Source organism: Brasilonema sennae CENA114, from assembly GCF_006968745.1.
In the GTDB taxonomy this organism is placed as follows: domain Bacteria; phylum Cyanobacteriota; class Cyanobacteriia; order Cyanobacteriales; family Nostocaceae; genus Brasilonema; species Brasilonema sennae.
This window is the reverse complement of sequence record NZ_CP030118.1, coordinates 7,205,489-7,228,922: the sequence shown is the minus strand read 5'-3', so window position 1 is coordinate 7,228,922 and position 23,434 is coordinate 7,205,489. Positions and strand designations below refer to the sequence as shown.

The window sequence follows — 23,434 nt, the reverse complement described above, 5'->3', positions numbered from 1 at the left end:
CAAGCGCACACTACGTGTTCGCCGTAAACAAATCACCTCAAAATCTCACTTGCAACGATTGAAGTTGGACATAAATGGTCGCTCAAAAATTAAATAAAACCAATAAGCAATGAGTAGGGATAGTACTACACCCATTAAGTAAGATGTTGTCGCAAACATGAAGGGCGTCATATTTAGAGTATAAAGAAAGTAACGTAGCATGGTGATGACTGGTCCATGGGTGAGATACAGACTGTAAGAAAATGCGCCCAATGTAATTACCCAAGGATGCTCAACTACCCCTAAAACATGAGGTAACTTTTTGCCCGAAATCACAAACTGAGTGCAGTAAATAAATAAACAAGCTGCAGAAGAACCAAAAAAACTCTGACCAATCCATATCGGTAATCCCAGTCTTTTCCACTCAGTTATAAAGGCAACAATAGCGAAAATTATTGCCATCATACTCCACGGTAAAGACTTTCTAAAAGCTATTAACTTAGGTTCTTGAGAAAATCCAATTTCTGCTGCAGCCATCCCCAAGGTAAATAAGCCAATGAACCAAGAACTGGTTGCCATTGAAAAATCATTCAGAATATAAAATGGTAATATTCCTAAACCAAAGCCGGTCATAACGACGGCTAGCAACCCGAAACGTCGCCATATGGGTAGTAGTAAAAGTGGAAATAAAAAATAGAGTTGCCACTCTGTAGCCACACTCCACATTGGTGGGTTAATAGTCATGTATGTACTACCAGTAAAATTGTGAACTATAAACAGGTGGGATAACACATCGATCAATGAAAAGTAGGGAAAAAATGGACCTTTTCCGGCAACCTCATCCCATTGAAAATTAGTAAACTTTTCTAGCAAGAATATTGCAAATGCGAGTAATAGACATCCCAAAAGAGTCGCATAGTAAGGTGGTAAAATTCGACGTGATCGCCTTTTAAAATACTCAAGTAAACCACCAGAAACAAAACCACTTTGTGAACGTGTAACTGGCAACATGAGAACATAGCCAGAAAGGACAATAAAAATAACAACACTGAATGCACCATATCTCAGTGTATTTTGAAAAAGTAACCAAAATCTAGGTAACTTTTCTCCTAGAGATGGTTCAATATGTACGGCTACCACATACAAAGCTGCAATTCCTCGTAAGCCATCCAGGTAATGAAGATGCAACTTTTGACGAGGCGATTTTTCAGTGAACGGATTCATTCTGTTACTGTTCTAGTACAGGTAAACGGAATTTGCTAACCCTTTCCCACTTTTGTTAAAAGCTACAGAACAATCATGGTTTTTGAATTTCGCAAAGCAGTACTAGCTACTTTAGATGTGAAAAGTAAAAAACTCGGAAAGATGGTTAATATCTGAACAAATTTCTGTGCTCACTATGTTTTCAAAACAGCAAGCAGACGTACTTGAAAAGAACTACCAACGCCAACTTGACTTTTGACAGTAATTTCTCCACTGTGAGCATGGGCGATCGCAGCAGCAATAGCTAATCCCAAGCCCAAGCCTCCTTCTCTGTGACTTCTGGCTTTCTCTGCCCTCCAAAAGCGATTGAAAATTAGTGGAATATCTTCTGGGGCAATACCAATACCAGTATCATTGATAGAAACAAAAACAAAGCGATCTCGTCTAATTACCCTGACACTTACAGTTCCTCCAGTTGGTGTATACTGCAAAGCATTTTCTAGGAGATTAGAAAATAATCGCTTTAACTCAACAGGGTTCCCCTTAACAAACACCTCTTCGGGTATTTCTGACTTGAGGATGATTCCCTTAACATCTGCTTGTAGTTGCAGTAAATCCATCAAATCTTCTAAAAGTTCATCTAGGGGAATTGATACCCACTTAAAAGTTAGCGTTTGTGTGGCGTCAGTTCTTGCTAACAGGAGTAAATCTTCTACTAAACGAGTCATTTGGTTAGTAGCACTTGCGATCGCTTTCAACTTCTTTTCATCATTGGGGTGAATTCGTTCTGGGTGATTCATCATCACCTCAACAGAGGTTTTCACAACTGTAAGGGGACTTCGCAACTCATGGGAAGCATCTGCAGTGAACTGTTTTAATTGTTGAAAACTTTGTTCAACAGGCTTTAAGGATCGTCTTGTCAACCACCAACTGCTAACCCCAGTTAAAATAACAGCAATGAGTCCTCCACAACTGAATCCCCATAATAGCCTATCAAGTTCTTCTTGCAAATTTTCAATAGATTCGTTTACCCGCACATATCCCTGTAGTTGTTTTCTTTCTGGAATAAAACTAGCGGAGTAGACAGGAATAATAATGCTGCGAATTTTTTTGTGTTGAGAAACTTTCGTATTTGGATTAAATGGAATGTGAGGAATATAACGACCTGCATGACCCAATAACCGACCATTGCCATCAAACCATTCTACACCTTGATGATTATTGTATAAATCTTGCCAAGGTATATCTAAATCTTGATCATAATCCAAATTCCGAGGAGTTCTACGCGAAATCGCTTTTGCATCAGCCTTAATTGTTAGTAAACTATGAGCAGCAGCATCTGCTAATGTAATCATCTGGCGGTCTAGTTTTTGATAAAGTTTGTAGGCAACAAACTCATAAACAACTACAGTGGATACTCCCAAAATCACCACCATAACACTTATATATGAAAGTAGAAGCCGCCAGCGTAAAACCTGAAACATAAACTTAAGAAGATTGCTTGAGGCGATAACCCAAGCCGTAGATTGTCTCGATAAAATCAGTAGATGCTCCAGCTAATTTTAATTTTTGACGTAAACTTTTAATGTGAACTTTAACTGTTTCTTCTCCTGGTATTTTCTCAAAAGACCAAAGATGCTCAATAATTTCACTACGACTAAACACTCGATGAGTATGACGCATAAATAACTCTAATATTCGATATTCTTTTGGAGAAAAATGTATCGACTTTCCCTTATATGTCACCTCAAGTTTACTAGAGTCTAAACACAAATCTTCCCATTCTAGAACAGGAGGTAAAATAGCAATTCCACGTCGCAGCAAAGCGCGAATTCGAGCCATTAACTCTTGTAAATCAAAGGGTTTGACCACATAATCATCTGCACCTACATCTAGCCCCATAACTTTATCAGTGCTTGTATCTTTAGCTGTCAGCATTATAATTGGCATAGAATAACCTCTTCTACGCAACTGCTGGCAAAAGCTGATACCATCTAACTGAGGTAACATTATATCTAATACAATTAAGTCATAGAAAAAAATTTCTACAAACTCCCACCCTACTTGACCATCCGACGCGATATCAACCACATAATGTTGGTCAGTTAACGCTTCTGCTAGTGCTAGGGCAATCCGCTCATCGTCTTCCACCAAGAGAATTTTCACAGTTGTCTTTCTGTTGTTTCACTAGCCAAAAACAATGTAGTTCTATATTAACAGTGTTACGAGAACGAACATATGCGCTATTTCATCCCACCACAACCGATCAATCAAGTTTAGCTTTTTCAATCAAGAGACTGTCCCTGCCTTAATCTCTGTAGCTTCAGCATTGTGATACATATCATCAACCACAAAAATCCAATACCGTAACCTGCAATTATATCTGTCGGCCAATGTACTCCTAAATACAGCCGACTGGTACCAATTGCCACAATTAAAATAACTGCTAAAGTGTAGATTATCTGTGAAAATTTCCGATAATGAGTAGCTAGTATATAAGCAATAAAACCGTACAGTACCATAGAACCTAATGCATGACCACTGGGAAAACTAAAAGACTTCTCAGAAATCAAAAGAGTCCAAAGTTGCGGACGAGGTTTAGAGAAAAATAACTTTAACCCTCTATTTAAAATTAACCCTCCTAAACAGGTAAGCACAAAAATATATGTTTCGACTCGGTAATGTCGCCACCAAAGTGTTCCTAAAGTCAATGCTGCCACTACTACTACTGTCGTTGAACTACCAAGACTCGTTATAGCCAGCATTAAATTATCTAGAGTTGGATTAGCAAACTGATGTAGCCATAACAGAAAAGTCGTATCAAATGCAAAAGCTTCTCGCTCTAAAACCTCTTCAGCTAAGTTTGCTAAAACAAAAAGGATAAGCAGACAACTAATAAGTCCAACAATACCAATTGTGGCAATTAAAGGAGCCAAACGAGGATGTATATAACGCAACCAGAAAGTTGAAATTTTTCGGAGCATATTTTAATGTCATTCATCGTTTCAGCAAAACCAAAAATCAGAAGGGGAAGGTTTAGCAAACCTACAATTCCGAGGATGAGGGGTGAATCATCTATCTGCTTAAATGCATCACTCAAGTGGCTGATATCAAATCCTGTTGATTGCACGCAGTTCCCACAAACCTTCACCCTTAATTTATAATGCTTATGGGTTTTTTATACCATGTGCATTTACCCGGATTTGATATGACGCACTTTTTTTCTCATTTCGCACGCAAAAGAATAGGACAACTGCAAGCAGGATAAAGGCGATCGCCGAAGCATAGCCCCTTGGCAGTGATAGACCGCCATCTTTGACTGGTTTGGTAAGAAAATCTCCGAAGGTGGCTCCGAAGGGTCGCGTGAAGATAAACGCGAGCCAGAATAAGAGAATATCACTCAACTTTGTTAGGTAGTGAAGCGCGATGACAACACCAATGACGCTAGCCGTCACGAATGCGCCGTGGATATAGCTCAGTCCCAAGTTGCTTGTCAGAAAGTCACCAAAAGCCGTTCCCAAACTGTTGGAGAACACCATGGCCAGCCAATAGGTGGTCTCTGCGTCTTTCCTCATAATCGGATAAACGCTCAGATCCCGATCTCGATAGTACCAGATGGCAAGAACGCTCAACAGACCGGCTACCAAGATGAGCGATCCCACTGCGTAGCCCAATCCGAAAGATCGATCCATCAGGTCTGAAACTTCGGTTCCGGCTGTGGTTGTCGCAATGATAGCCGCCCAATAAAGGACTGGACGATATCTGTCGGATTGAATTTGAAAAAACAGGAAAATAGCCAGAATGGCGAACGTTACGGCAAACGCTATGTAATACCCCAGCCCAAGAGACATTGAGATGAAGTCACCAGCTGTCTCACCAAGCGTCGTAGCGATGATCTTCATGATCCAGAAGAAAATTGTGACTTTTGCAACTTTGTTCATTTCTTTTTCACAATAAAAAATAGTACTTAAAAACACTCCCATCAATAGAACCAGAGAAAAGTTTTTTTCATAACTGGAGTTCATAGTGATTGCACTATACACACCAAAGGTCAAGAAAAAGTCAAGATTTTATTTCAAGCGGAATTTACCCTTGATAGATGAATAGAAAATTGCTTAAATCTCTAATTCTTACTTGATTTAACGATTTGATATTGAATTTTGTTAACTCCAACCAATCTTGACTATTTCTGAACTTTTCTTACATACCGTGAAAAGACAAACCCAGAATGAAAGGTATTCTACAACTATGAAAACTTCAACAAAAATCATTTTGACAACAGCTTTTTTTGGTACTTTGGGACTTGCTGGATTATCGCGAGTTGTGTCTGCAAAACAACCACAATCTCCAGTTGCAATTGTGCGTCAGCATCATAGTGTTACCCAAGTTGCGCAAGCTAGTGATGGCGATGGTGAAACCAACGACGATGCACAAGAACAGCAAGAAGCAACTAAATTACAACCTCTAGCTAAAATTACAGCACAACAAGCACAGCAAGCAGCTGAAACATCTGTAGGAGGTAAAGCTAGCAGCGTCAAACTCGAAAATGAAAATGGCAACTTAGTTTATGCTGTAGAAATTGCCCAGCAAGAGATTAAAGTTGATGCTGGTAATGCTAAGGTTCTCTACACTGAGAATGCCAATCAAGAAGACGATAAGAATGAAGCCACTCGCCCCAAAAGTAGCATTCAAGTTCAGCAAACCAGTGATGGCGATGGTGAAACTAATGATGATGGTAAGTAGGGAAATTGAAATTTACACTATCTCAGTTGTAAGCACCAGAAGTTAAGTAAAATACTGCTGTAGCGCGTATTAACAAAACATCAACTACATGGGGATTGTTGAAGATAACCTTCACAATCCCTTATTTGTATAATTGGGATTAGAATCAAGTAGATATTAAACAATTTGAAGAGGTTACGTGAAAAATAAGCGCCCACCTGGTTTATTAGCAATTGTCATTTACAAGACCTTTGTCGCTTCACTCTTAGCTGTTACTTCTATCGCCTTGCTATTAGCACTAAAAAATTACCAAAACTTAGCTGATTTTTCAGAATCTTATGTTTTAGAAACCAAAATGACAATTATTGAATTGCTCATAGATAAAATTCTGAAGATAAGTCCAACAAAACTGAAATTCAGCGGAATAGCTATTGGGGTTTATGCTATTGTAACTGCAATTGAAGCAGTTGGTTTGTGGTATGAAAAATCTTGGGCAACACTGTTAGTTGTGGGACTTGTTGGCATTAGTATCCCTCCAGAAATCTTTGAGTTAATTAAAGGAATTACAATACTAAAGTTCATAGTACTTTTCTTGAATTTAGCTGTCTTCTGGTACTTGCTGCGTCATTTTATGAAGCATAAAAAGTAAATTTTATCAAGTCTTGATAGTCAAGAAGCTGGTAAGCGTACTGTAAAACAACTACCAATTCCTAATTGACTCGTGACAGTAATCAATCCACCATGATTTTGAGCAATGGCTTGAGCGATCGCTAACCCCAAACCAGAACCACCTCCCCAATAAGAACGAGACAGATCTGCTCGCCAAAAGCGCTCAAAAACCTTGTCGATATGTTCTGGCGCAATTCCCACACCTGTGTCTTGCACGTTCACATAAAGCTGGGAAGCGACACGACTAGTTTTGATTTCAACTACACCGGATGATGGTGTGTAATAAAGGGCGTTTTCAATTAAATTCGTAAATAGCCGTGTCAATTGAACTGAATCACCCATCAAATAAAGATTTTCGCTCAACTGAGATATCAAGTTAATTTGCTTGGCTTGAGCTTGAGGTTTATACAGTTGTACTAAGTTCTCTAAAATAGACGTTAAATTGAGAGTCTCCCAATTTTGATTCGGAACTTTATCGGTGCGTGCTAAGAATAGTAAGTCTTCTGTGAGGCGAGTCATCTGGTTAGTAGCGCTGGCGATCGCCTGAAACTTTTCTACCTCTTTTGCTCCTATTTCTTCTGGGTATTCTAGCGCCAAATCAGCATTAATTTTAATTGCCATTAACGGACTGCGTAGTTCGTGGGAAGCATCAGCAGTAAACTGTTTGAGTCTTTGAAAACTCTCCTCAATTGGCTGCATCGCTTGACGAGTTAGTAAAATTCCCCCAACTCCACTAAGAACCAAAGTTATAATAATTCCACCGCCTAATCCCCAGTCCAATTTTTCCAGGGTTTCCTCAAATTCTTCTAGAGATTGACTTACTCTGACATACCCAACTAGTTGATTATTATCGCTACCAATAATTGGTATAGTCACTGCTTGAATAGGAACTTTATCAGTCTGAATTTGCACCATTTTGCTTGGTAACAAGGGTAAAGTTAAGACAGTTTCTCCTTGTTGGGCAATCAAATTTCCCTGAATATCAAACCACTGCAATGCTTGATGACGAGTTATTAAGTCTTGTGGACGAAAGTCACTTTCTACTGTCAGGTGACCTTTTTCAAACTCTACATTTGCAGCCGCACCTTGTCCTATGGCTATGAGTCTATTTGTTGTTTGTTGAGTCAGACTGCGAGTGAAAGCAACTCGGACTGCGATCCCAAATATTGCCAGCAGCGATGCGAACACCACTAAGTAAGACAATAACAACCGATACCGAATTTTTTGAAACACATTCTTGTGACTATTAAATTATCAGTTACTAGCAGAGAGCTTTGTTGCTTTAACTGTGAAAAACTGACCAAAGATTTCTACTAAATTATTTTACTTGTGACCGAGACGATAACCAATACCATAAATATTTTCGATGAAGTCTTCTGAACTTCCAGCAGATCTGAGTTTATTCCGTAAATTGGTGATATGAGTTTTGATACTTCCTTCTCCAGAAGATTTATCAATTTCCCACAGTTTATCGAGGATTGCCGAACGAGTCAAAACTTGATTTGGGTTTCTCAAAAAACATTCTAATATCATGTATTCTTTAGGGGTTAATGATAGAGCATCCCCTGCATAAGTAACCTGTTGGGTAGCAGGATCGAGTTGCATTTCCCCGTGAATTAAAATCGGTGGGCGAATCTCTTGACTTCTCCTAGCTAAAGCCCTGATGCGTGCTGCTAACTCTTTTAGATCAAACGGCTTGACTAAATAATCATCAGCACCAGCATCGAGTCCAATAATTTTATCGCCTGTTGTATCTCGTGCTGTCAGCATTAAGATGAGAGCGTTAGATGAAGCCGCACGTAAACGCTGACACAGAGTAATTCCATCTAATTTAGGGAGCATTAAATCTAATAAAATGAGTTCGTATAACCCTGATTGAGACCATTCCCAGCCCTCAATTCCATCGCTTGTGATATCCACAATATGGTGTTGGCGTCTTAAATACTCAGCTAATGGCTTGGCAATGCGATCGTCATCTTCAACTATCAAAATTCTCATAATGACCCACTTCTAACTTGTTAGGGCTTGACAAAACTGGGTAAGTATGTATATTGTCAAGTCCGATGTCTAGCGACCAGCAACTCTCAGGTATTGAATCTAGGACATTGCTCTCATTCCTCGGCTCAAAAGTCAGAAATACCTAACATTTTAGCCTAGAGGCGCTACTAGGGTTAAAGTACGTATTCTCCATAAAGTAATCCCTTTGCTTGTAGAGTTTCTCCTTGTAGAAAAAGGCTAACTTCAACTGTGCCAGTGACTTCCTCAATGAAAGTATATTGACGGTCTTGATTGTCTGGCACAACTAACTCTGCTATCGTTTCAAATTGGACATTGAGTAGCAATCGACCTTGTTGATCAGCAGCTTCGACTTGCAGGGCTTGAGGAACTCTGATGGCGCGATCGCCAAACAGCGAAGCCATAATTCCAGGGAGACGCACAGGCGTGACAGCAGAAGGCGACCATTCCCAGTTAATGTATAAACTAGAACCCATAAAAACTTTGGTTAACTCGTTACCAATATAGACAAAAATATAGGGTAAGCCTTTGCTAGAATGGTCTTTGTTGGTACGTTGGTCTAAAACTAAGGTTATTTGCCGACCATCATCACAAGTGGCGAAAGCGACAAACCATTCCCACCCAATATCTTCACCCCAACGAAAACGACCAAAGTTGCGGTCATGATAGCTAAACCAATTCTCGTCGATACTGAAGCTTTGTCCGCCTACAGATAATTCTCCCATAACCTGTAAACCTGGTACTAAACCCCAACCGATGAAACCACTACCAAAGGGTGAATCTTCAGTAACTAATAAGGGCATGGCTTGTGCCTCGCCTTGAAAACGAATCGATAATTGCATTCTTTCGTCCCGGACTTCTAGCGTCGAGTGCTTGCCGTTAATTTCTAGGTTGAGTCCGTTTCCGAAAATCCGCAAGGGGTTTTGGCGCACCATGTCGGGTTGCCATTCCAAACTCAAGGCAGTACCAAATGTTGCTATGGGAATATCAATGTGGTATTCTGCAGGAAGCAGGTCGCTAGCTATATTAATCAAAAAACTGACTTGAATCTCTCCCTGTTCTGGTCTTCCCACCAGCGCTATGTTCACCAGTATCCGTATTTTTCCCTGTAGATCCCAAAGAAGGAAGTGATACCAGTCTTTCCAGTCGATGGGCAAGTCGGGATCATCCAAAGGAATACGTAAGGCTTCAACACGAGATAACAGTTGTTCGTCAATAGTCATCGCTGTAGCGATCCTTCTTCTTGGAGAACCGAGTCGAGTATTGTTTGTTCAGATGGTGGTGGAGAAACTACGGTTGTGACAGGAACGCTTGTGGCGATGCTGCCAGAGGGAACCTTACCTGGCACAATCGCAGACAAAACCTCAGCAATTCTTGGCGATACCAACGCAAGTCCCAAAGCAACGCAACTAAACCAACGTTCTGCATCTATGCCCAAAGATGCCACAAAAGTGTCTGTAGTAGCACCCGATACCGAGATGTCACTTTTGAGTTGACTGAGATTTAAGTCTGTTGGCATCAAACTCCATAACCACTGTTCACCCACATCAAGCAAATAACCTTGCTTTATCTGAGGACTAGCAGAAGTTTTATAGGCTTCGGCTGCTTCATGACTGATGGCTAACCAACGAGGAACTTGCGCACAGTTAAAGGCAAGTACTCCATTTTTAAAGAAGCGAGTAGGTTTGAGTTGCTGCAATAATTGCCCCCCTGCTTCGGTTTGGGCGTACTCGTCACCTTTTTGAGATAGCAAAACCAACAGTTCTACCACTAACCAACGGACTGGAAGTATATCTAGAGTTGGTAGTGTGGTTATGAGAGTGTGAGTTGCACCTGTTGCGTACTCGCTGTGTCGTGTTGGGATTGAGATATCTTGAGTTAGGTGAGAGATTTCAGTTGAGGCGATCGCACTTAAGGTGGTGGCAAATTTCGGTGAAGTGTGTGCCAGTCCCAAGATAATTCCAGCAAACCAGCGATCGCCCTTTGGGCGGCTAAGAGCTGGAGCATCGGCAGCTTCACCGAATTTGGAGCTGATAACTTCTGCCAAGATAGGAGAAACAGAAGTCTGCCCTATTTTTTGTACGTCAGATCCAATGGTGTAAAGTCTCCTTACCCCGTCGAACTTCGGAACCATCTTGGATATCATCCTTTCTGGACGAACTCATGCAGCGCAGCTCACAATGTTAGGTAAGTCAGCATAATAAAACCAATGTATGTTAATTGTTGAAAAAACTGTGAAATAACCTATTTTCAAGCTATCTGCAGATTTAACATTTCATTAAATAGGTTGATTTTTTCACGCCGACTTACTCAAGAGCAAGCCATTTATTTCGGATTATTATTTTCTGAGTTCACAGTTTGAATCATACGTATAAATAATCGAATTAGAATAATTTTTTTATTTACAATTTCAAAAATCACAAATTAGATCAATACATTTAACATGTTTTTTTATGCTAAATGTATTGATTATTGTTAAATAATTTTAAAGAAAATATGATTATTTTGAGTTGAAATTTAAAGATAGAATTCATGAATAAATAGAATTCTTGCCATTGAAATCATGATTCAATCTGATAATTCAATTGACAATTCATTTCTAAAAATGGTGTCAGTCAAATATGACAAATCAATTCATCAACGTCATCTCCAATTTCCAGAACGGTAAAACAATGAGCAAACATATTGTGCTTGCTACCAGTGGCTCTTTTGGGGATGTATTTCCCTTTATTGCTCTAGCTCTTGAATTACACGCACGAGGACATCGTGCTGTAATAGCAACCAGCGAGATTTTTCGCCAGATGATTGAATCGGAAGGGATTGAGTTTTGTGCAATTAGACCTGATGGGTATATCAATGTTGAACAAGTAGGACAGTTCATCCAGTTGCTGTCAGAGTCTCAACAGGTTCTTGATTATGGCATCAGCTATTTAACGATGCCCCATTTACGGGCAACATACTATGACCTGATGGAGGCTGCACGAGAAGCCGACTTACTGGTGACACACCCTCTTGCCTGTCCGGCGAGCCTCGTGGCTGAGAAAACTGGAATTCCTAGAATATCCACTTTGTCAATCATGCCGCCGTTGTTTACTTGACATGTCCCCTCCCTGTCTGCCTTACAGCCATCTTAAGAAAGATGTGGGTAATGGATAGGGTGCAAGCGACCAGAGGTATAATTCTACTCCTCATCCTCCTCATCCGGTGCCAAATCTTCTTCTGTCAGCCCCTGCTGCGGCGGTATCGCTGCAATAATCGCATCTATGACTTTTGAGACTGGCAAAATTTCTATATTATAGTCGGGGTATTTTTGCCCTTTTGGGACAATTGCCCTTTTAAATCCCAACTTTGCTGCTTCTTTTAGCCGCAGTTCCATTTGCGATACTGAGCGGACTTGTCCTCCTAAGCCAACTTCCCCTATAAGTACGGTACCAGGATCGACAATCCTGTCGCGGAAACTGGCAACAATGGCGATCGCTATTCCCAAATCCACTGCTGGTTCTTCTACATTCAACCCACCTGCAGACGCCACATAAGAATCCAGCTTTGACATTGGAATCCCCACCCGCTTTTCTAGCACTGCCAAAATTTGCACTAAGCGGTTATAATCTATACCTGTACCCGCCCGACGTGGTGCGGGATAGCTGGTAGGACTGACTAAAGCTTGCAATTCTACGACAATCGGGCGTGTCCCTTCACAAGCAACGACAATTGCAGTACCAGGAGCCGGATCATCGCGGTTACCTAAAAAGAGTTCTGAAGGGTTGGGGACTTCTCGCAGTCCGTGGTCAACCATTTCAAAGATGCCGATTTCGTGAGTTGCCCCAAAACGGTTTTTGACTGTCCGTAATAACCGGTGAGAAGCAAAGCGCGCACCTTCAAAATACAACACTGTATCAACTAAGTGTTCTAATACCTTTGGTCCGGCGATCGCCCCTTCTTTGGTAACGTGTCCCACAATTAACATTGTGATGTCGTCGTGTTTTGCCACCTTCATCAAAGCTGCGGTACATTCGCGTACCTGAGCGACAGAACCTGGTGCAGAAGTTAGAGCAGGGAAAAACACTGTTTGAATACTATCAATGATTGTCACATTGGGTTTGAGTGAATCCATCTCCCGCAAAATCTCTTCCAAGTCTGTTTCTGGCAAAATATACAAATCAGCACCTATACCCTCAGCTTCCTCTACTTTCGGCATTTCTTGGAGAGTTACTTCGGGAGTTTCTTGTGCTGGTTTCCCATTACCGTTACCATCACCTATTAGACTGAGGGATTTTGTCACTCCCAAACGAGAGGCTCTTAACTTCACCTGTTGTCCTGATTCTTCTCCAGATACGTAGAGGATGCGGTATCTCTGCGCCAGTTTATTCGATACTTGCAACAGCAGCGTAGATTTCCCAATTCCTGGTTCACCGCCTATCAGCACCATTGAACCAGGAACAACTCCACCGCCAAGCACCCGATCAAGTTCCTCATAGCCAGAAGCCCAACGTGTGACTTGGCGATCGCTAATCTGATCAAAAGTCAAAGAAGCTCGCGGTTTGGCTGGTTTAGTTGCAGGAGTTTTGCCTCCCCCTGCTTGACCATGCCATCCACTCACTCCGCGACTTGGCACATCTGTTGATGACTGAATATTAATTTGCTCTTCTAAAGAGTTGTAGGTGCCGCAAGCTGGACACTTACCAAACCACTGAGGGGATTCTGCTCCGCATTCGTTACAAACGTAATAACTTTTTGGCTTTGGCATTCTTAATCTTATGAAATATTCTTAATCTTTGCTTAAGTTTTTCAGCAAACTAAAATCCAATTATTGTAGTACATGCGGGTTTTTTTCAATCAATTTGTGAAATGATATCTTAATAATATGGTAGTAAAAATTAATCATGAAAAATTTTAGTTAAGGAGTATTGACAAACTTGGAAAGTCATAAAGAAAAAATTCTAGTGGTAGATGACGAAGCCAGTATTCGCCGGATTTTAGAAACGCGGCTTTCGATGATTGGTTACGATGTGGTAACAGCTGGTGACGGGGAGGAAGCTCTGGATACTTTTCGCAAAGCAGAGCCTGACTTAGTGGTTTTAGACGTGATGATGCCGAAGCTAGATGGTTACGGCGTGTGCCAAGAATTACGTAAAGAATCAGATGTCCCTATTATTATGTTAACAGCCTTGGGGGACGTTGCTGACCGAATTACGGGTTTAGAATTAGGTGCTGATGATTACGTAGTCAAACCTTTTTCCCCTAAGGAGCTAGAAGCCCGCATTCGCTCAGTGCTACGGCGTGTGGACAAAACAGGTGCCTCTGGTATTCCTAGTTCTGGAGTGATTCACGTTGCTACTATCAAAATTGACACGAATAAGCGGCAAGTGTATAAAGGCGATGAGCGCATTCGCTTGACAGGCATGGAGTTTAGCTTACTAGAGTTGTTAGTCAGCCGTTCTGGAGAAGCTTTCTCCCGTTCAGAAATTTTACAAGAAGTCTGGGGATATACACCAGAACGCCATGTGGATACTCGTGTAGTCGATGTACATATCTCCCGTTTACGTGCAAAATTAGAAGATGATCCAAGTAATCCAGAATTAATCCTCACGGCAAGAGGAACTGGTTACTTATTTCAACGCATTATTGAACCAGGAGACGAATAACAACAAGGGGATAATACGGACTTACGACTCATGACTAAATCCGACCCCAATAGGGTTCTGCGGCGTCTACCTATCGTAGTAGGTGGGTTGGGCGCTGTCCTATTGCTGATTAACCGTTTGCTCTCAAGCGAATTAACAAATTCTCAAGCGCGTGCAGATGTTTTGGGTGTGATTTTGAGTGCTGTCTTGATTTTAGTAGGGTTAATTTGGCAGCAAGTACAACCGCGTTTACCTGAAGCCGTACAACTGACTGGTGAAGAAGGTTTTGTACTTGCACCGGATTTACCGCAAACTGTGAAAACAGAACTAGCCTGGGCATCACATTTGTTGTTAACTAATACTGTGACGCGATCGCTCGTCGTTTTCTACAAAAATAAAGTTTTGTTACGTCGGGGAATTCTAAGTCCCAAGTCGGAAGTTGTACCAGGACTAATCTTAAAAAGAGTGCTAGAAAAACACAAGGCAGTTTATCTGGTAGATTTAAAAGTTTACCCAGGAAGAGTTGAATTTGATTATTTGCCAGAAAACACTCAAGGTGTCATTTGTCAACCCATTGGTGAAGATGGAGTCTTAATTTTGGCAGCGAATGCTCCTCGCAGTTACACTAAACAAGATGAAAATTGGATTGCGGGAATTGCAGATAAATTAGCTGTAACTTTGAATCAGTGAACGCTTAACAGTGAACAGTGAACAGTGAACAGTGAACAGTGAACGCTTAACAGTGAACAGTAAACAGGGAACAAATAATTTTTAATCGCTCACTGATAACTGATAACTGATAACTGATAACTGATAACTGTTATTTGGTGTATAGCAAAATCAACAACGAAAAAATTATGCAAATTCTTTATTGGTTACTAGTTGCCGTTATGGCTGTGGGTATTGTCGGTGCTGTAGTTCCTGCGATTCCAGGAGCCAGTTTAATTTTAATAGCAATTATCATTTGGGGATTTATAAGTGATTCTTTTGCTGCAATACAAACGCCACTCATTGTCACAGTTGTTGTTTTACTCCTGAGTGTAGGAGTTGATTTTTTAGCAAGCTACTTGGGTGCAAAAAAAGCAGGTGCAAGTCAGTGGGGACAAATTGGTGCAATTGTTGGGTTAGTACTAGGTTTCTTAGGATTCTTGCCAGCACTACCTTTTGGTGGTCCATTACTTGGAATGTTACTCGGACCACTTGTTGGATCAATTATCGGTGAGTATCTTTATCGACGAGATTTTGGACTAGCGATTAAAGCTGGTATAGGAATTGTCGCAGGTACGCTGGTTGGCAATTTGATTCAAGGGTTGTTGGCGATCGCAGCAGTTGTCGTTTTCCTCGTCACAACTTGGTCCCAGGTTTATGGAACTTAGAATGGGATGCTCCTGGTGCTTTTTTAATTGTTTCCTTTCAAAGCTGCTACTAAAATTCGCATCACTTGTTCCAAATCTTCAGGAACTCGATAGCTATTAATCCCCTGTTCAAAATGCTTTATGTTACGGTCAAGCCTACCGAATTGCCATATTGTACCTGTAGAAACAACGCCAATTAAAATTGGCTGTTGTTCAATTGTAGTTGCTCTTGACCACTGGTCGAGTGCCACTAATTCAGCGACTAACTGCGTAAAACCTCGCGTTAAATCTTCGTATTTTGCCTCAATGACTAATAGTTGATTAACGGAATTTACCCGTAGCAAATAATCTAAATTGCCCTGCAGCCAATTAGAAACCTTCAGACTATATTCAATTCGTAATTCTGCCTGTGTGTAATGAATTAACTCCGTCACCACTCGCGAGATGAGAATTTCTCGTCTTGCGAGTTCGTTCGTCAACGGTACAAATGGTAGTACTTCCTCAATGCGAGCGCGCAATTCTCCCAAACGGTCAAGTTCATCAGGGAACTGGGGTAAATTGAGCGTTTTTCGAGTTAAACTATAGCCAAATTCTTGAGCGAGTTCGCTAGCTTCAAAGCCAAGCTCAAAGTATCGGCTGAAAGTGTAACTTTGATTGGAGTCAAGAATTGACATAGCTAAAGCCGCACATGACATTTTTCTTATATCACGGATAGATAAGCAGTGCTTTAGCTAAAGTCCTGTTTTGAAAAACCTCTTTCCTACTCCAACGCGACAATAACAACGGTGATGTTATCGTGTCCGCCGTGCTCTTTGGCAGCTTCAACTAGGGAAACAGCAGCTTTTTTCGGCACACTTAGTTGGAGATAGTCAGCAATTTTCGGATCGGCGAGTTCTTCTGTTAAACCATCACTGCATAACAGTAGGCGATCGCCCCTTTTCACATCTAGTTGTTGCACATCAATTTGATTGACGTCTTCACGCCCTAAACACCGAGACAACACATGACGATAGGGATGAATCCGGGCTTCTTGTTGCGTAATTTCACCCATTTTAATAGCGCGTGCTATCCAAGTATGGTCTTCTGTGATTTGCTGCAATTGCGAATCTCGAAAACGGTATAGCCTTGAGTCACCAACATGAGCGTATAAAGGTGGCTCTTGGGGACGAAAAATGACGACTACAATTGTTGTGCCCATGTCAGAACGTTCCGGATGATTTTGCTGATCAAGCAAAATCGCTTCATTCGCCTGTAATAAAGCTTCCTTTAATAACTCCTGCGAAGGCTTAGAGGAATCCCAATTAGCACTCAAGTACGCCTCAATTTGCCCTGTCGCAATACGGCTTGCTTGTTCACCTCCTGCATGACCACCCATGCCATCAGCGACAATGAAGAAGCGCCCCTGTTGGTCGATATAGTGAGCATCCTGATTATTAGAACGAATAAGTCCCGGATCAGTAACACCGGTAAAATTAAGTTTCATATACCATTCACTAAATTTATGACATACGGTCGTAGCGGTCGAGGCGCATCAGCAGTCGAATCAGTAAACCTGACACTGCAACTGCGATCAAACCTGCAAGCGTTGCCAACCATATATATTCTTTTACCAATAAGATCGTAGCCGAAAGCGTAAAACCACTCACAATAACAGCATAAGTCATCCCCAGCTGAATACTGGTTTGCCGTCGTAGCAGACGCTCTGTTTCAACAGATCTGACACGGACACGTACGTCTCCCCGTTCTAGCTTTTCGAGTGTGTCTTCCAGCCTGCGTGGTAGTCCCAATGCAGTACTGCTGACCTGAACTGCTTGACGACTCAATTCATTGAGAAAGCTATTGCTATCAGAACCATTCATATTGGTCATAAGCTGCATGGCATATGGTTGGGCAACTTCCATAAAATTAAATTCTGGATCTAACCCTTTTCCTACACCTTCGAGTGTCGAGAAAGCTCGCATCACAAAAGTGAAGGTGGCGGGAAATCTAAACGGTTGACCATATGCTATTTCGTACAAATCGTCACTAATAGCAGCTACCGATTGATTTTCAAAGGGCTTATCCATAAAATTATCCAGCATAAACTGGACAGAACGCCGTACAGGTCCCATGTCCTCTACTGGCGCGAGTGCTCCCAAATCAATGAGAGATTGAACAACGCGATCGCCGTTTTTTGAAGCAATACCAAACAGCGTGTCCATCAGTCCATCACGCACATTGGTTTTGATGCGCCCCATCATGCCAAAATCATAGAATATCAAAGCACCATTAGGACTGACGGCAATATTGCCGGGATGGGGGTCAGCATGGAAAAACCCATCATTGAGTAGCTGAAGCAGGTATGCTTGGGCACCCTGACGGGCAATAATTTTCCGATCCAAACCTGCTGCTTCTATTGCTTCGTATTGGCTAATCTTTATACCAGGAACATACTCTAAAGTCAATACCCGCGATGAAGTGTAACGCCAGTAGACGCGTGGAACTTTTACCCAGTCGTAGGTACGAAAATTACGACGAAAAGTATCAGCGTTGCGACCTTCATTGAGATAATCAATTTCTTCCCAAAGAATGCGACAACACTCCTCGTAGATGCCCATCCAATCGCGTCCACGTCCCCATTTAGGATGGTTTTGAAAGTAGCGTGTAATTCCCTTGAGAATTTGTAAATCTATTTCAAAAAGTTTTTTAAGACCAGGACGTTGGACTTTGACAACAACAGCTTCTCCCGAATGCAGTACAGCTTTGTGTACTTGTCCTAAGCTTGCTGCAGCTAGAGGTATGGGTTCAAAACTTTGGTAGAGTTGGGGAATTTTCTTGCCTAGTTCTTGCTCAATAATCGCTTCTACCTGCTCATAGCTAAATGCAGGCACTTTATCTTGTAGCTTGGCTAGTTCTTCAACATACTCGCTAGGGAAGATATCAGCACGGGTAGAGAACAGTTGCCCAACTTTGATAAACGTTGGTCCTAAATCTAGCAGAGTATTGCGAATCCATACCGCTTGAGCCTTACGTCGAGCAGCTTGTTTGACTTCGCTGACTCCTCCTGGGTAACTCCAAGATTTGTTGTACAGCCACAGCCTGAACAATAAAGTCAAGACAAAAGACCAAATGTCCAAAAAACGCCGTCTACGAGAGTAGTTTTCGCTATTCCAGCGGTATGCCTTATCTGAATAACCTTTTTCCATATGTTTTGCGTACCGCTGGTTTTTGACCGAGTCAGTAGGAAGAAAAGACACTCTGATTCCAAAACTGTTCCTTTATAATTTTCTAGTAGAAAGGTTGCTGCGCAGCAACCTTTCTACAAAGAATTTCCAGTGCGATAGCGTTGTAATTCTGTTCGCAATGTAGCTATTTCTGCTCGTAGTTCATCAATCGTGGCTTGTAAGTCAACTGACGTTGAACCAGTTTCTCCATAGCCGCCTGTTGTTTGAGTCGCACCAGCAGCATCTGCTGTACGATTTGCCCGCTCTATGACCTCTTCAGTAAATTGGCGCATTTGCTCTCTAGTTTCAGCGTCCCATTTGCCGAGTTCCGATAAAGCATCTGTAATGGCGAACTCCAATCTCTCGGTGAGGATTTCCGCAGCTGCTCTACCGACGAAAAAGGATTGTAGAAGGGGGTTAGTCATAAATTTTTGTTACGTTCATCTGCACAAAAATTATAACTTGCCTGTCTGCTTTACTGCTTATGCTTGAGTGCTGAGCTTGTGGGGAGATAGAGATTTAGTTTGAGATAATTTTTTGCAATTATTGTTTTGTCGCTTATGTTACATTTATCGTTGCTTCGCTCCTGGGTGTGGGGTGTGGGGTGTGGGGAAAGACTTGTAAAGAAATTATTGTAGGACTTACACACGAGTTACGAAAAAACAAGATTGTGAGATTGCTTCCTTACCTCGCAATGACACAACCACGTTTTTCTTGCGTAAGTCCTGTATTTATCACTACATTTGGCACAACGAAAACGATGTCTACAGCGCAAATAACAGATTATTTTAACTTCTTAACTCCTGGTGATATTCGGCTCAAGGGGTCAAGGATTGGTATTGAAACAATTCTTTATGAATACATGGATCTCGGTCGCACTCCAGAGGAAATTGCTCAGATACATCACTAACTTTAGAACAAGTTTATGCAACAATTCTTTATTACTTACAAAACAAAGAAGTTGTGAGTGCTTATATGAAAAACTGGATAGAACACGGTCACACAATGAGGGAAGAACAGCGACTTAATCCCCCACCAGTTTCCGAGAAACTTCGGCAACTCAGAGCAGAAAGAAAAGCCAAGAAACAAGCAAATGGCATTGAAATATCTGATTGATGAAAATGTGAATCCTATCTATCCCAACCAAATTAGATTGCGAGAACCTGATATCATTATCAAGGTAGTGGGAGAGCCAAAAACGCCTCCTTTAAAGCACACTCGATCCAGAAATTCTTTATTGGTGTGAAGATAATAACTTTGTGCTGGTGACAAATAACCGGACTTCCATGCGAGTACATTTGGCTGAACACATCGCAGCTAATCGTCACATACCAGAAATTTTTATCCTGAATCCAAATTTAAGCATTGGCGAAAACCTTGAAGAATTGATTTTAGTGGCTCTTGTTTCTGAGGATGATGAATATCAAGACCGCATTATTTATCTACCGTTACCATAGGGCTTCTTTAGATAGCACCAGGCTCCATAACCGCCTATCTATCCGTGAAGGATGGAAAGCACGTATGGAGCCTGTGGAATCAACTAAATAACTTGATGAAGAAATCTAGCATTAAACGTCACAACTTTTATGCTATCTCTAACAACGCACTTCTGCCTTCTCAAGCTAAGTTAAAAATTCCATTGAGAACAATTTGTTCCGGAGACATATTATAAGACTTGCGGAAAGATAATTGCTTCCATGTTTTAAGTCCAACAACACCATCTGCTGCGATATCAGTAGATTTTTGAAACTTGATAACAGCAGCTTTAGTATTTGGACCAAAAACACCGTCAACTTTAATTGTACCAAACTGACCTTTAGGAAGTTCGCCAGTGCCATTTAGCAACTCCTGAAGATTTTTAACTTCTTGACCTTGTGAACCTTCTTTTAAGGTTGGTTGCTTGGAGATCCAAACTTCACGTAGTATCGCAGCTTGGGTTTCATAACCAACGATACCATCAACTTTGACGGCGTGTGATTGTTGAAACTTGATAACAGCATCTTTTGTTTTGCTGCCAAAGTTACCATCGATACCACCTGTGTAATACTTTAATGTGGTCAAGTTTTTCTGCAATTCGCTAACACTAGCGCCAGTTGAACCTTCTTTGAGAACTGCAAATGTAGTAGCCATTATTTTTTCCTAAAAGTGTGAATTTTGACAATGCTTACTACAAGGGATGTTTCATAAGTTACGGAAAAAGTAAAAAAATTTTCTCAAGCTTATTTATCTAGCTTTGGCATACAGCTTTTTTGAACGCAAATACTTCTGAAACGCTTCAGTATCAACATTATCCATCTTGAGAGCCTAGTAGTTCTTGATAATACATATCCGATTCAGTAGGTAAATATGTCATCTGTTCAAACTCTTGCTCACTCAACTTGTAAGCTTGAGTGATATTAATCCGACTCAAGAAATCCAAATCGTGGGAAATGACCCAAAGCGCACCTTGGTAGTCATTGATACCCTCAATCATTTGGTCAACCGTTTCAAGATCCAGGTTATTCGTTGGCTCATCGAGAATCAGCAGGTCGATTTGTGAAATACTAATGATGGCGATCGCCAACCTTGCCAACTCACCTCCACTTAACACCGATGCGCTTTTGTGTACATCATCCTCTTTAAAAAGGAAGTGTCCCAACTGCTGACGCAAAAGCTGATAGTTGAGATTAGGATTAGCAGCTTGCATATTTTCCAGAATCGTCTGCTTTCGATTCACCAGTTCATAAGTTTGGTCGAGGTACACAGCTTTCATAGCAGGAGCAAGTAAAATCTCACCTGACTCCAAAATCGCTGTTGTATTCTCCATTTTCAAAATCGCTTTTGCCAGACTAGATTTACCTGAACCATTAGCACCAGCAATAACTATTCTGTCACCAGAGGACACATGAAGCTGGATATTTGAAATCAGCAGGTGTTCTCCTACCTTGAGATTTGCACCCTGAATATCAATAAGGTTTCTGCGTTTTTGGCTTCTTTCTTCTAGTTGAAGACTTGTTGCCTTCGTTGTTTTAACCTTAGTTTCTGCAACTCTTTGAGTCGCCTTTGCTACCGCCGCTTCATGTCTGTTTTTTGCAATTCCTGCTGAAACCTCGGCTTTTGTTTTAAGCAGTCCTGCAGCTGCTCTATCTACACTACCGTTGAGAAATTTGGCTCGACCATTTTTGCTAGATTGAGCTGCTCGTTGCTGTTCCTGTAACGCTGAAGCTTTGGTGCGTTTGAGTTCTTTTCTTGCGACTTCGTGCGATCGCACTCTCGCCTCCAATTCTATTTCCTTTTGTTCTCGATACAGCGAAAAATTTCCTCCGTAAACTTTCACACCCTCTGGTGTTAGTTCCCAAGTCATATCAGTCACTTGGTCTAGAAAAAATGGTTTGTGCGAGACAATAACAAATGCTCCATCAAAGTCATTAAGAAAATTTCTCAAACTTTCTAACGCCATCAAGTCCATATGATTCGTTGGCTCATCCAGCAGTAAAACCTTTGGTTCACTTGATAAACCAATAGCCATAAATAGTTTTGTGAGTTCCCCACCACTCAAATTAAAAAGTGGTAAGGATAAATCAAGTGTCGTGCTGAATCTTGCTTCTAAAATCTCTTCAATTTTCCACCATTCCTCAGAAATAGAACTCAGGTAATTGAAGACCGTATCTGCTTTGATGTCCTGTTTTATGGTACTGATTTGAGGCAAATAGTAAATTGTTTCATGACGTGTAACAGAACCTGTCGTGGGGTTGAGTTGACCTGCAAGAATCTTTAACAGGGTAGATTTACCAACACCATTGGAACCGACTAAAGCAATGCGCTCACCTTCTCCAATGCTTATTTGAACACCTTTAAATAAAGTCCTGGTTGAACTGAGTTCGTAAGCTAAATTCTCAGCTAAAACTATTGATTTTTTCTGCATACTCAAACCTCAATATGACTAAATCACGCCTACCTATCGAACGCGCACAATAGGGGCGAGCAAATAGAGCTAGCCATAGACATATCCGGCGGCTCTTTGTAGAGATAAGTTTTTAAAAACTATTTAGCGCATGGCTGTCTTTTACCAAACCTGCTGAGTTTTTGGTGGTTTTTTCTTCTTGACATCCGCTACCTTCGAGTAACGGTTATTGATGACTATTTTTTTCTACGACTACTTCATGTCAGCTATGTGAGGCGTGTTGAGGTTTGATATTAACTACATCATAGCAGTAAACAATTCCGGAATGTCTCGAAGCTTCTAGCTTGAAAAATGGGTGTAAGGGTATGAGGGTTTAGGGGAGCCAGTACTGTTCGCGTAGCGTGGCACTTTGTGCCATAGTCCTTGTTTCCCGACAGAGGATAAGAGCGTGTGTAGGGGGAAAGCTAAATTTTCATGGCAAGGTTTGTGAGATTTTCTTGTGAATGGCTGACTTGTAAAAGCAAATGCTGGAACGAAAGTTTTCGGCTTTGCGCTCTCTTCCAGGAAGCCATAGAAACTAGAGCGTGATGAGTGCGTTTACCCTTTTAACTTAACTTTTCGTTTGAAACTAACATATATAAAATTTTGTAAAGAAAGCTGCGAGAAATTGTATAAAATTCGTCAATAGAAACGTCAAAGCAGACAAACCGGGAGCATCTAATATTTTTTCAACGCAACAATACCAGCACCAATTCTAAGAAAAACAGAAAGAGTAAGCAG

The 23,434-nt window shown here is 41.2% G+C and carries 25 protein-coding genes; 9 read left to right on the top strand and 16 right to left on the bottom strand.

The window, feature by feature from the left end:
* Nucleotides 1-45: 45 nt before the first annotated feature.
* The 5 genes from DP114_RS30100 to DP114_RS30080 form a co-directional block, all read right to left on the bottom strand.
* Nucleotides 46-1,203 carry an acyltransferase family protein gene (locus DP114_RS30100; RefSeq protein WP_171977871.1) on the bottom strand — a complete coding sequence of 386 codons (1,158 nt, stop codon included), beginning with the start codon at nt 1,201-1,203 and terminating at the stop codon, nt 46-48.
* A gap of 173 nt (nt 1,204-1,376) precedes the next feature.
* A complete protein-coding gene (locus tag DP114_RS30095; RefSeq protein ID WP_171977870.1) occupies nt 1,377-2,666 on the bottom strand; it encodes a sensor histidine kinase in 1,290 nt (429 codons plus the stop codon).
* Nucleotides 2,667-2,670: 4 nt separating this feature from the next.
* The gene (locus DP114_RS30090; protein ID WP_171977869.1) at nt 2,671-3,348 is read right to left on the bottom strand and encodes a response regulator transcription factor; all 678 of its coding nucleotides are present in this window, start codon (nt 3,346-3,348) and stop codon (nt 2,671-2,673) included.
* A 119-nt stretch (nt 3,349-3,467) separates the two neighbouring features.
* Nucleotides 3,468-4,166, bottom strand: a complete 699-nt coding sequence (locus DP114_RS30085; RefSeq protein WP_171977868.1) for a phosphatase PAP2 family protein — start codon at nt 4,164-4,166, stop codon at nt 3,468-3,470.
* Between the two features lie 183 nt (nt 4,167-4,349).
* Nucleotides 4,350-5,207 (bottom strand): COG4705 family protein, encoded by an 858-nt coding sequence (locus tag DP114_RS30080; protein ID WP_246162896.1) that lies wholly within the window; start codon nt 5,205-5,207, stop codon nt 4,350-4,352.
* Between the two features lie 223 nt (nt 5,208-5,430).
* Here DP114_RS30080 and DP114_RS30075 point away from each other — a divergent pair, with 223 nt between their 5' ends.
* Nucleotides 5,431-5,925: a PepSY domain-containing protein gene (locus DP114_RS30075; RefSeq protein WP_169263283.1), complete on the top strand. Its 495-nt coding sequence runs from the start codon at nt 5,431-5,433 to the stop codon at nt 5,923-5,925.
* 178 nt (nt 5,926-6,103) lie between these two features.
* The gene (locus DP114_RS30070; RefSeq protein ID WP_171977867.1) at nt 6,104-6,553 is read left to right on the top strand and encodes a DUF2127 domain-containing protein; all 450 of its coding nucleotides are present in this window, start codon (nt 6,104-6,106) and stop codon (nt 6,551-6,553) included.
* 20 nt (nt 6,554-6,573) lie between these two features.
* Here the strand turns inward: DP114_RS30070 and DP114_RS30065 are convergent, their stop codons facing one another.
* From DP114_RS30065 to DP114_RS30050, 4 genes are all read right to left on the bottom strand, one after another.
* The gene (locus tag DP114_RS30065; protein WP_171977866.1) at nt 6,574-7,806 is read right to left on the bottom strand and encodes a sensor histidine kinase; all 1,233 of its coding nucleotides are present in this window, start codon (nt 7,804-7,806) and stop codon (nt 6,574-6,576) included.
* 90 nt (nt 7,807-7,896) lie between these two features.
* Nucleotides 7,897-8,571, bottom strand: a complete 675-nt coding sequence (locus DP114_RS30060) for a response regulator transcription factor (RefSeq protein ID WP_169266932.1) — start codon at nt 8,569-8,571, stop codon at nt 7,897-7,899.
* A 173-nt stretch (nt 8,572-8,744) separates the two neighbouring features.
* Nucleotides 8,745-9,812, bottom strand: coding sequence for a hypothetical protein (locus DP114_RS30055; RefSeq protein WP_169266931.1), 1,068 nt, complete (start codon nt 9,810-9,812; stop codon nt 8,745-8,747).
* A complete protein-coding gene (locus DP114_RS30050) occupies nt 9,809-10,723 on the bottom strand; it encodes a hypothetical protein (RefSeq protein ID WP_171977865.1) in 915 nt (304 codons plus the stop codon). Before DP114_RS30050 ends, DP114_RS30055 begins: the two co-directional genes overlap by 4 nt.
* Nucleotides 10,724-11,261: 538 nt before the next feature.
* Between DP114_RS30050 and DP114_RS30045 the strand changes: the two genes are divergently transcribed.
* Nucleotides 11,262-11,687, top strand: coding sequence for a glycosyltransferase (locus tag DP114_RS30045; protein ID WP_169266934.1), 426 nt, complete (start codon nt 11,262-11,264; stop codon nt 11,685-11,687).
* 83 nt (nt 11,688-11,770) lie between these two features.
* On the opposite strand, the gene radA is transcribed toward DP114_RS30045, so the two are convergent.
* The gene (gene radA, locus DP114_RS30040; RefSeq protein WP_171977864.1) at nt 11,771-13,336 is read right to left on the bottom strand and encodes a DNA repair protein RadA; all 1,566 of its coding nucleotides are present in this window, start codon (nt 13,334-13,336) and stop codon (nt 11,771-11,773) included.
* Between the two features lie 169 nt (nt 13,337-13,505).
* On the opposite strand from radA, the gene rpaB reads away from it, so the two are divergent.
* The 3 genes from rpaB to DP114_RS30025 all read left to right on the top strand — a co-directional run bounded on the left by rpaB (nt 13,506) and on the right by DP114_RS30025 (nt 15,589).
* Entirely contained in the window at nt 13,506-14,234 is a 729-nt protein-coding gene (gene rpaB / locus DP114_RS30035; protein ID WP_169266933.1) for a response regulator transcription factor RpaB, read from the top strand.
* A 30-nt stretch (nt 14,235-14,264) separates the two neighbouring features.
* Complete coding sequence (locus DP114_RS30030) at nt 14,265-14,903, top strand: cofactor assembly of complex C subunit B (protein ID WP_169266928.1); 639 nt, start codon at nt 14,265-14,267, stop codon at nt 14,901-14,903.
* A gap of 167 nt (nt 14,904-15,070) precedes the next feature.
* Nucleotides 15,071-15,589, top strand: coding sequence for a DUF456 domain-containing protein (locus DP114_RS30025; protein WP_169266927.1), 519 nt, complete (start codon nt 15,071-15,073; stop codon nt 15,587-15,589).
* A gap of 23 nt (nt 15,590-15,612) precedes the next feature.
* Here DP114_RS30025 and DP114_RS30020 read toward each other — a convergent pair whose 3' ends face one another.
* The 4 genes from DP114_RS30020 to DP114_RS30005 all read right to left on the bottom strand — a co-directional run bounded on the left by DP114_RS30020 (nt 15,613) and on the right by DP114_RS30005 (nt 19,196).
* On the bottom strand, nt 15,613-16,242 hold the full coding sequence (locus DP114_RS30020; protein ID WP_169266926.1) for a hypothetical protein: 630 nt from the start codon (nt 16,240-16,242) through the stop codon (nt 15,613-15,615).
* Between the two features lie 86 nt (nt 16,243-16,328).
* The gene (locus DP114_RS30015) at nt 16,329-17,051 is read right to left on the bottom strand and encodes a Stp1/IreP family PP2C-type Ser/Thr phosphatase (RefSeq protein ID WP_169266925.1); all 723 of its coding nucleotides are present in this window, start codon (nt 17,049-17,051) and stop codon (nt 16,329-16,331) included.
* A gap of 16 nt (nt 17,052-17,067) precedes the next feature.
* Nucleotides 17,068-18,753, bottom strand: a complete 1,686-nt coding sequence (locus DP114_RS30010; protein ID WP_169266924.1) for an ABC1 kinase family protein — start codon at nt 18,751-18,753, stop codon at nt 17,068-17,070.
* Nucleotides 18,754-18,866: 113 nt separating this feature from the next.
* Nucleotides 18,867-19,196 (bottom strand): DUF6825 family protein, encoded by a 330-nt coding sequence (locus DP114_RS30005; protein ID WP_169266923.1) that lies wholly within the window; start codon nt 19,194-19,196, stop codon nt 18,867-18,869.
* A gap of 335 nt (nt 19,197-19,531) precedes the next feature.
* On the opposite strand from DP114_RS30005, the gene DP114_RS36150 reads away from it, so the two are divergent.
* From DP114_RS36150 to DP114_RS35475, 3 genes are all read left to right on the top strand, one after another.
* On the top strand, nt 19,532-19,681 hold the full coding sequence (locus DP114_RS36150; RefSeq protein WP_318284266.1) for a DUF433 domain-containing protein: 150 nt from the start codon (nt 19,532-19,534) through the stop codon (nt 19,679-19,681).
* Nucleotides 19,682-19,746: 65 nt separating this feature from the next.
* Nucleotides 19,747-19,887 carry a hypothetical protein gene (locus DP114_RS36145; RefSeq protein ID WP_318284265.1) on the top strand — a complete coding sequence of 47 codons (141 nt, stop codon included), beginning with the start codon at nt 19,747-19,749 and terminating at the stop codon, nt 19,885-19,887.
* Nucleotides 19,888-20,057: 170 nt separating this feature from the next.
* On the top strand, nt 20,058-20,228 hold the full coding sequence (locus DP114_RS35475; RefSeq protein WP_246162894.1) for a hypothetical protein: 171 nt from the start codon (nt 20,058-20,060) through the stop codon (nt 20,226-20,228).
* Between the two features lie 160 nt (nt 20,229-20,388).
* Here the strand turns inward: DP114_RS35475 and DP114_RS29990 are convergent, their stop codons facing one another.
* Together DP114_RS29990 and abc-f are read right to left on the bottom strand one after the other, a co-directional pair.
* Nucleotides 20,389-20,901: a peptidoglycan-binding domain-containing protein gene (locus DP114_RS29990; protein WP_171977863.1), complete on the bottom strand. Its 513-nt coding sequence runs from the start codon at nt 20,899-20,901 to the stop codon at nt 20,389-20,391.
* Between the two features lie 157 nt (nt 20,902-21,058).
* Nucleotides 21,059-22,675 (bottom strand): ribosomal protection-like ABC-F family protein, encoded by a 1,617-nt coding sequence (gene abc-f / locus DP114_RS29985; protein ID WP_171977862.1) that lies wholly within the window; start codon nt 22,673-22,675, stop codon nt 21,059-21,061.
* Between the last annotated feature and the right edge of the window lie 759 nt (nt 22,676-23,434).

Coding starts and splice junctions, on each gene's coding strand:
- DP114_RS30060 (WP_169266932.1), bottom strand. CDS start 8,571: ATGAGAATTTTGATAGTTGAAGATGACGATCGCATTGCCAAGCCATTA.
- DP114_RS36145 (WP_318284265.1), top strand. CDS start 19,747: ATGAAAAACTGGATAGAACACGGTCACACAATGAGGGAAGAACAGCGA.
- DP114_RS30075 (WP_169263283.1), top strand. CDS start 5,431: ATGAAAACTTCAACAAAAATCATTTTGACAACAGCTTTTTTTGGTACT.
- DP114_RS29990 (WP_171977863.1), bottom strand. CDS start 20,901: ATGGCTACTACATTTGCAGTTCTCAAAGAAGGTTCAACTGGCGCTAGT.
- DP114_RS30005 (WP_169266923.1), bottom strand. CDS start 19,196: ATGACTAACCCCCTTCTACAATCCTTTTTCGTCGGTAGAGCAGCTGCG.
- DP114_RS35475 (WP_246162894.1), top strand. CDS start 20,058: ATGCGAGTACATTTGGCTGAACACATCGCAGCTAATCGTCACATACCA.
- DP114_RS30010 (WP_169266924.1), bottom strand. CDS start 18,753: ATGGAAAAAGGTTATTCAGATAAGGCATACCGCTGGAATAGCGAAAAC.
- DP114_RS30015 (WP_169266925.1), bottom strand. CDS start 17,051: ATGAAACTTAATTTTACCGGTGTTACTGATCCGGGACTTATTCGTTCT.
- DP114_RS30100 (WP_171977871.1), bottom strand. CDS start 1,203: ATGAATCCGTTCACTGAAAAATCGCCTCGTCAAAAGTTGCATCTTCAT.
- DP114_RS30085 (WP_171977868.1), bottom strand. CDS start 4,166: ATGCTCCGAAAAATTTCAACTTTCTGGTTGCGTTATATACATCCTCGT.
- DP114_RS30080 (WP_246162896.1), bottom strand. CDS start 5,207: ATGAACTCCAGTTATGAAAAAAACTTTTCTCTGGTTCTATTGATGGGA.
- DP114_RS30055 (WP_169266931.1), bottom strand. CDS start 9,812: ATGACTATTGACGAACAACTGTTATCTCGTGTTGAAGCCTTACGTATT.
- DP114_RS30025 (WP_169266927.1), top strand. CDS start 15,071: ATGCAAATTCTTTATTGGTTACTAGTTGCCGTTATGGCTGTGGGTATT.
- abc-f (WP_171977862.1), bottom strand. CDS start 22,675: ATGCAGAAAAAATCAATAGTTTTAGCTGAGAATTTAGCTTACGAACTC.
- DP114_RS30020 (WP_169266926.1), bottom strand. CDS start 16,242: ATGTCAATTCTTGACTCCAATCAAAGTTACACTTTCAGCCGATACTTT.
- DP114_RS30030 (WP_169266928.1), top strand. CDS start 14,265: ATGACTAAATCCGACCCCAATAGGGTTCTGCGGCGTCTACCTATCGTA.
- radA (WP_171977864.1), bottom strand. CDS start 13,336: ATGCCAAAGCCAAAAAGTTATTACGTTTGTAACGAATGCGGAGCAGAA.
- DP114_RS30050 (WP_171977865.1), bottom strand. CDS start 10,723: ATGGTTCCGAAGTTCGACGGGGTAAGGAGACTTTACACCATTGGATCT.
- DP114_RS30095 (WP_171977870.1), bottom strand. CDS start 2,666: ATGTTTCAGGTTTTACGCTGGCGGCTTCTACTTTCATATATAAGTGTT.
- DP114_RS36150 (WP_318284266.1), top strand. CDS start 19,532: ATGTCTACAGCGCAAATAACAGATTATTTTAACTTCTTAACTCCTGGT.
- DP114_RS30045 (WP_169266934.1), top strand. CDS start 11,262: ATGAGCAAACATATTGTGCTTGCTACCAGTGGCTCTTTTGGGGATGTA.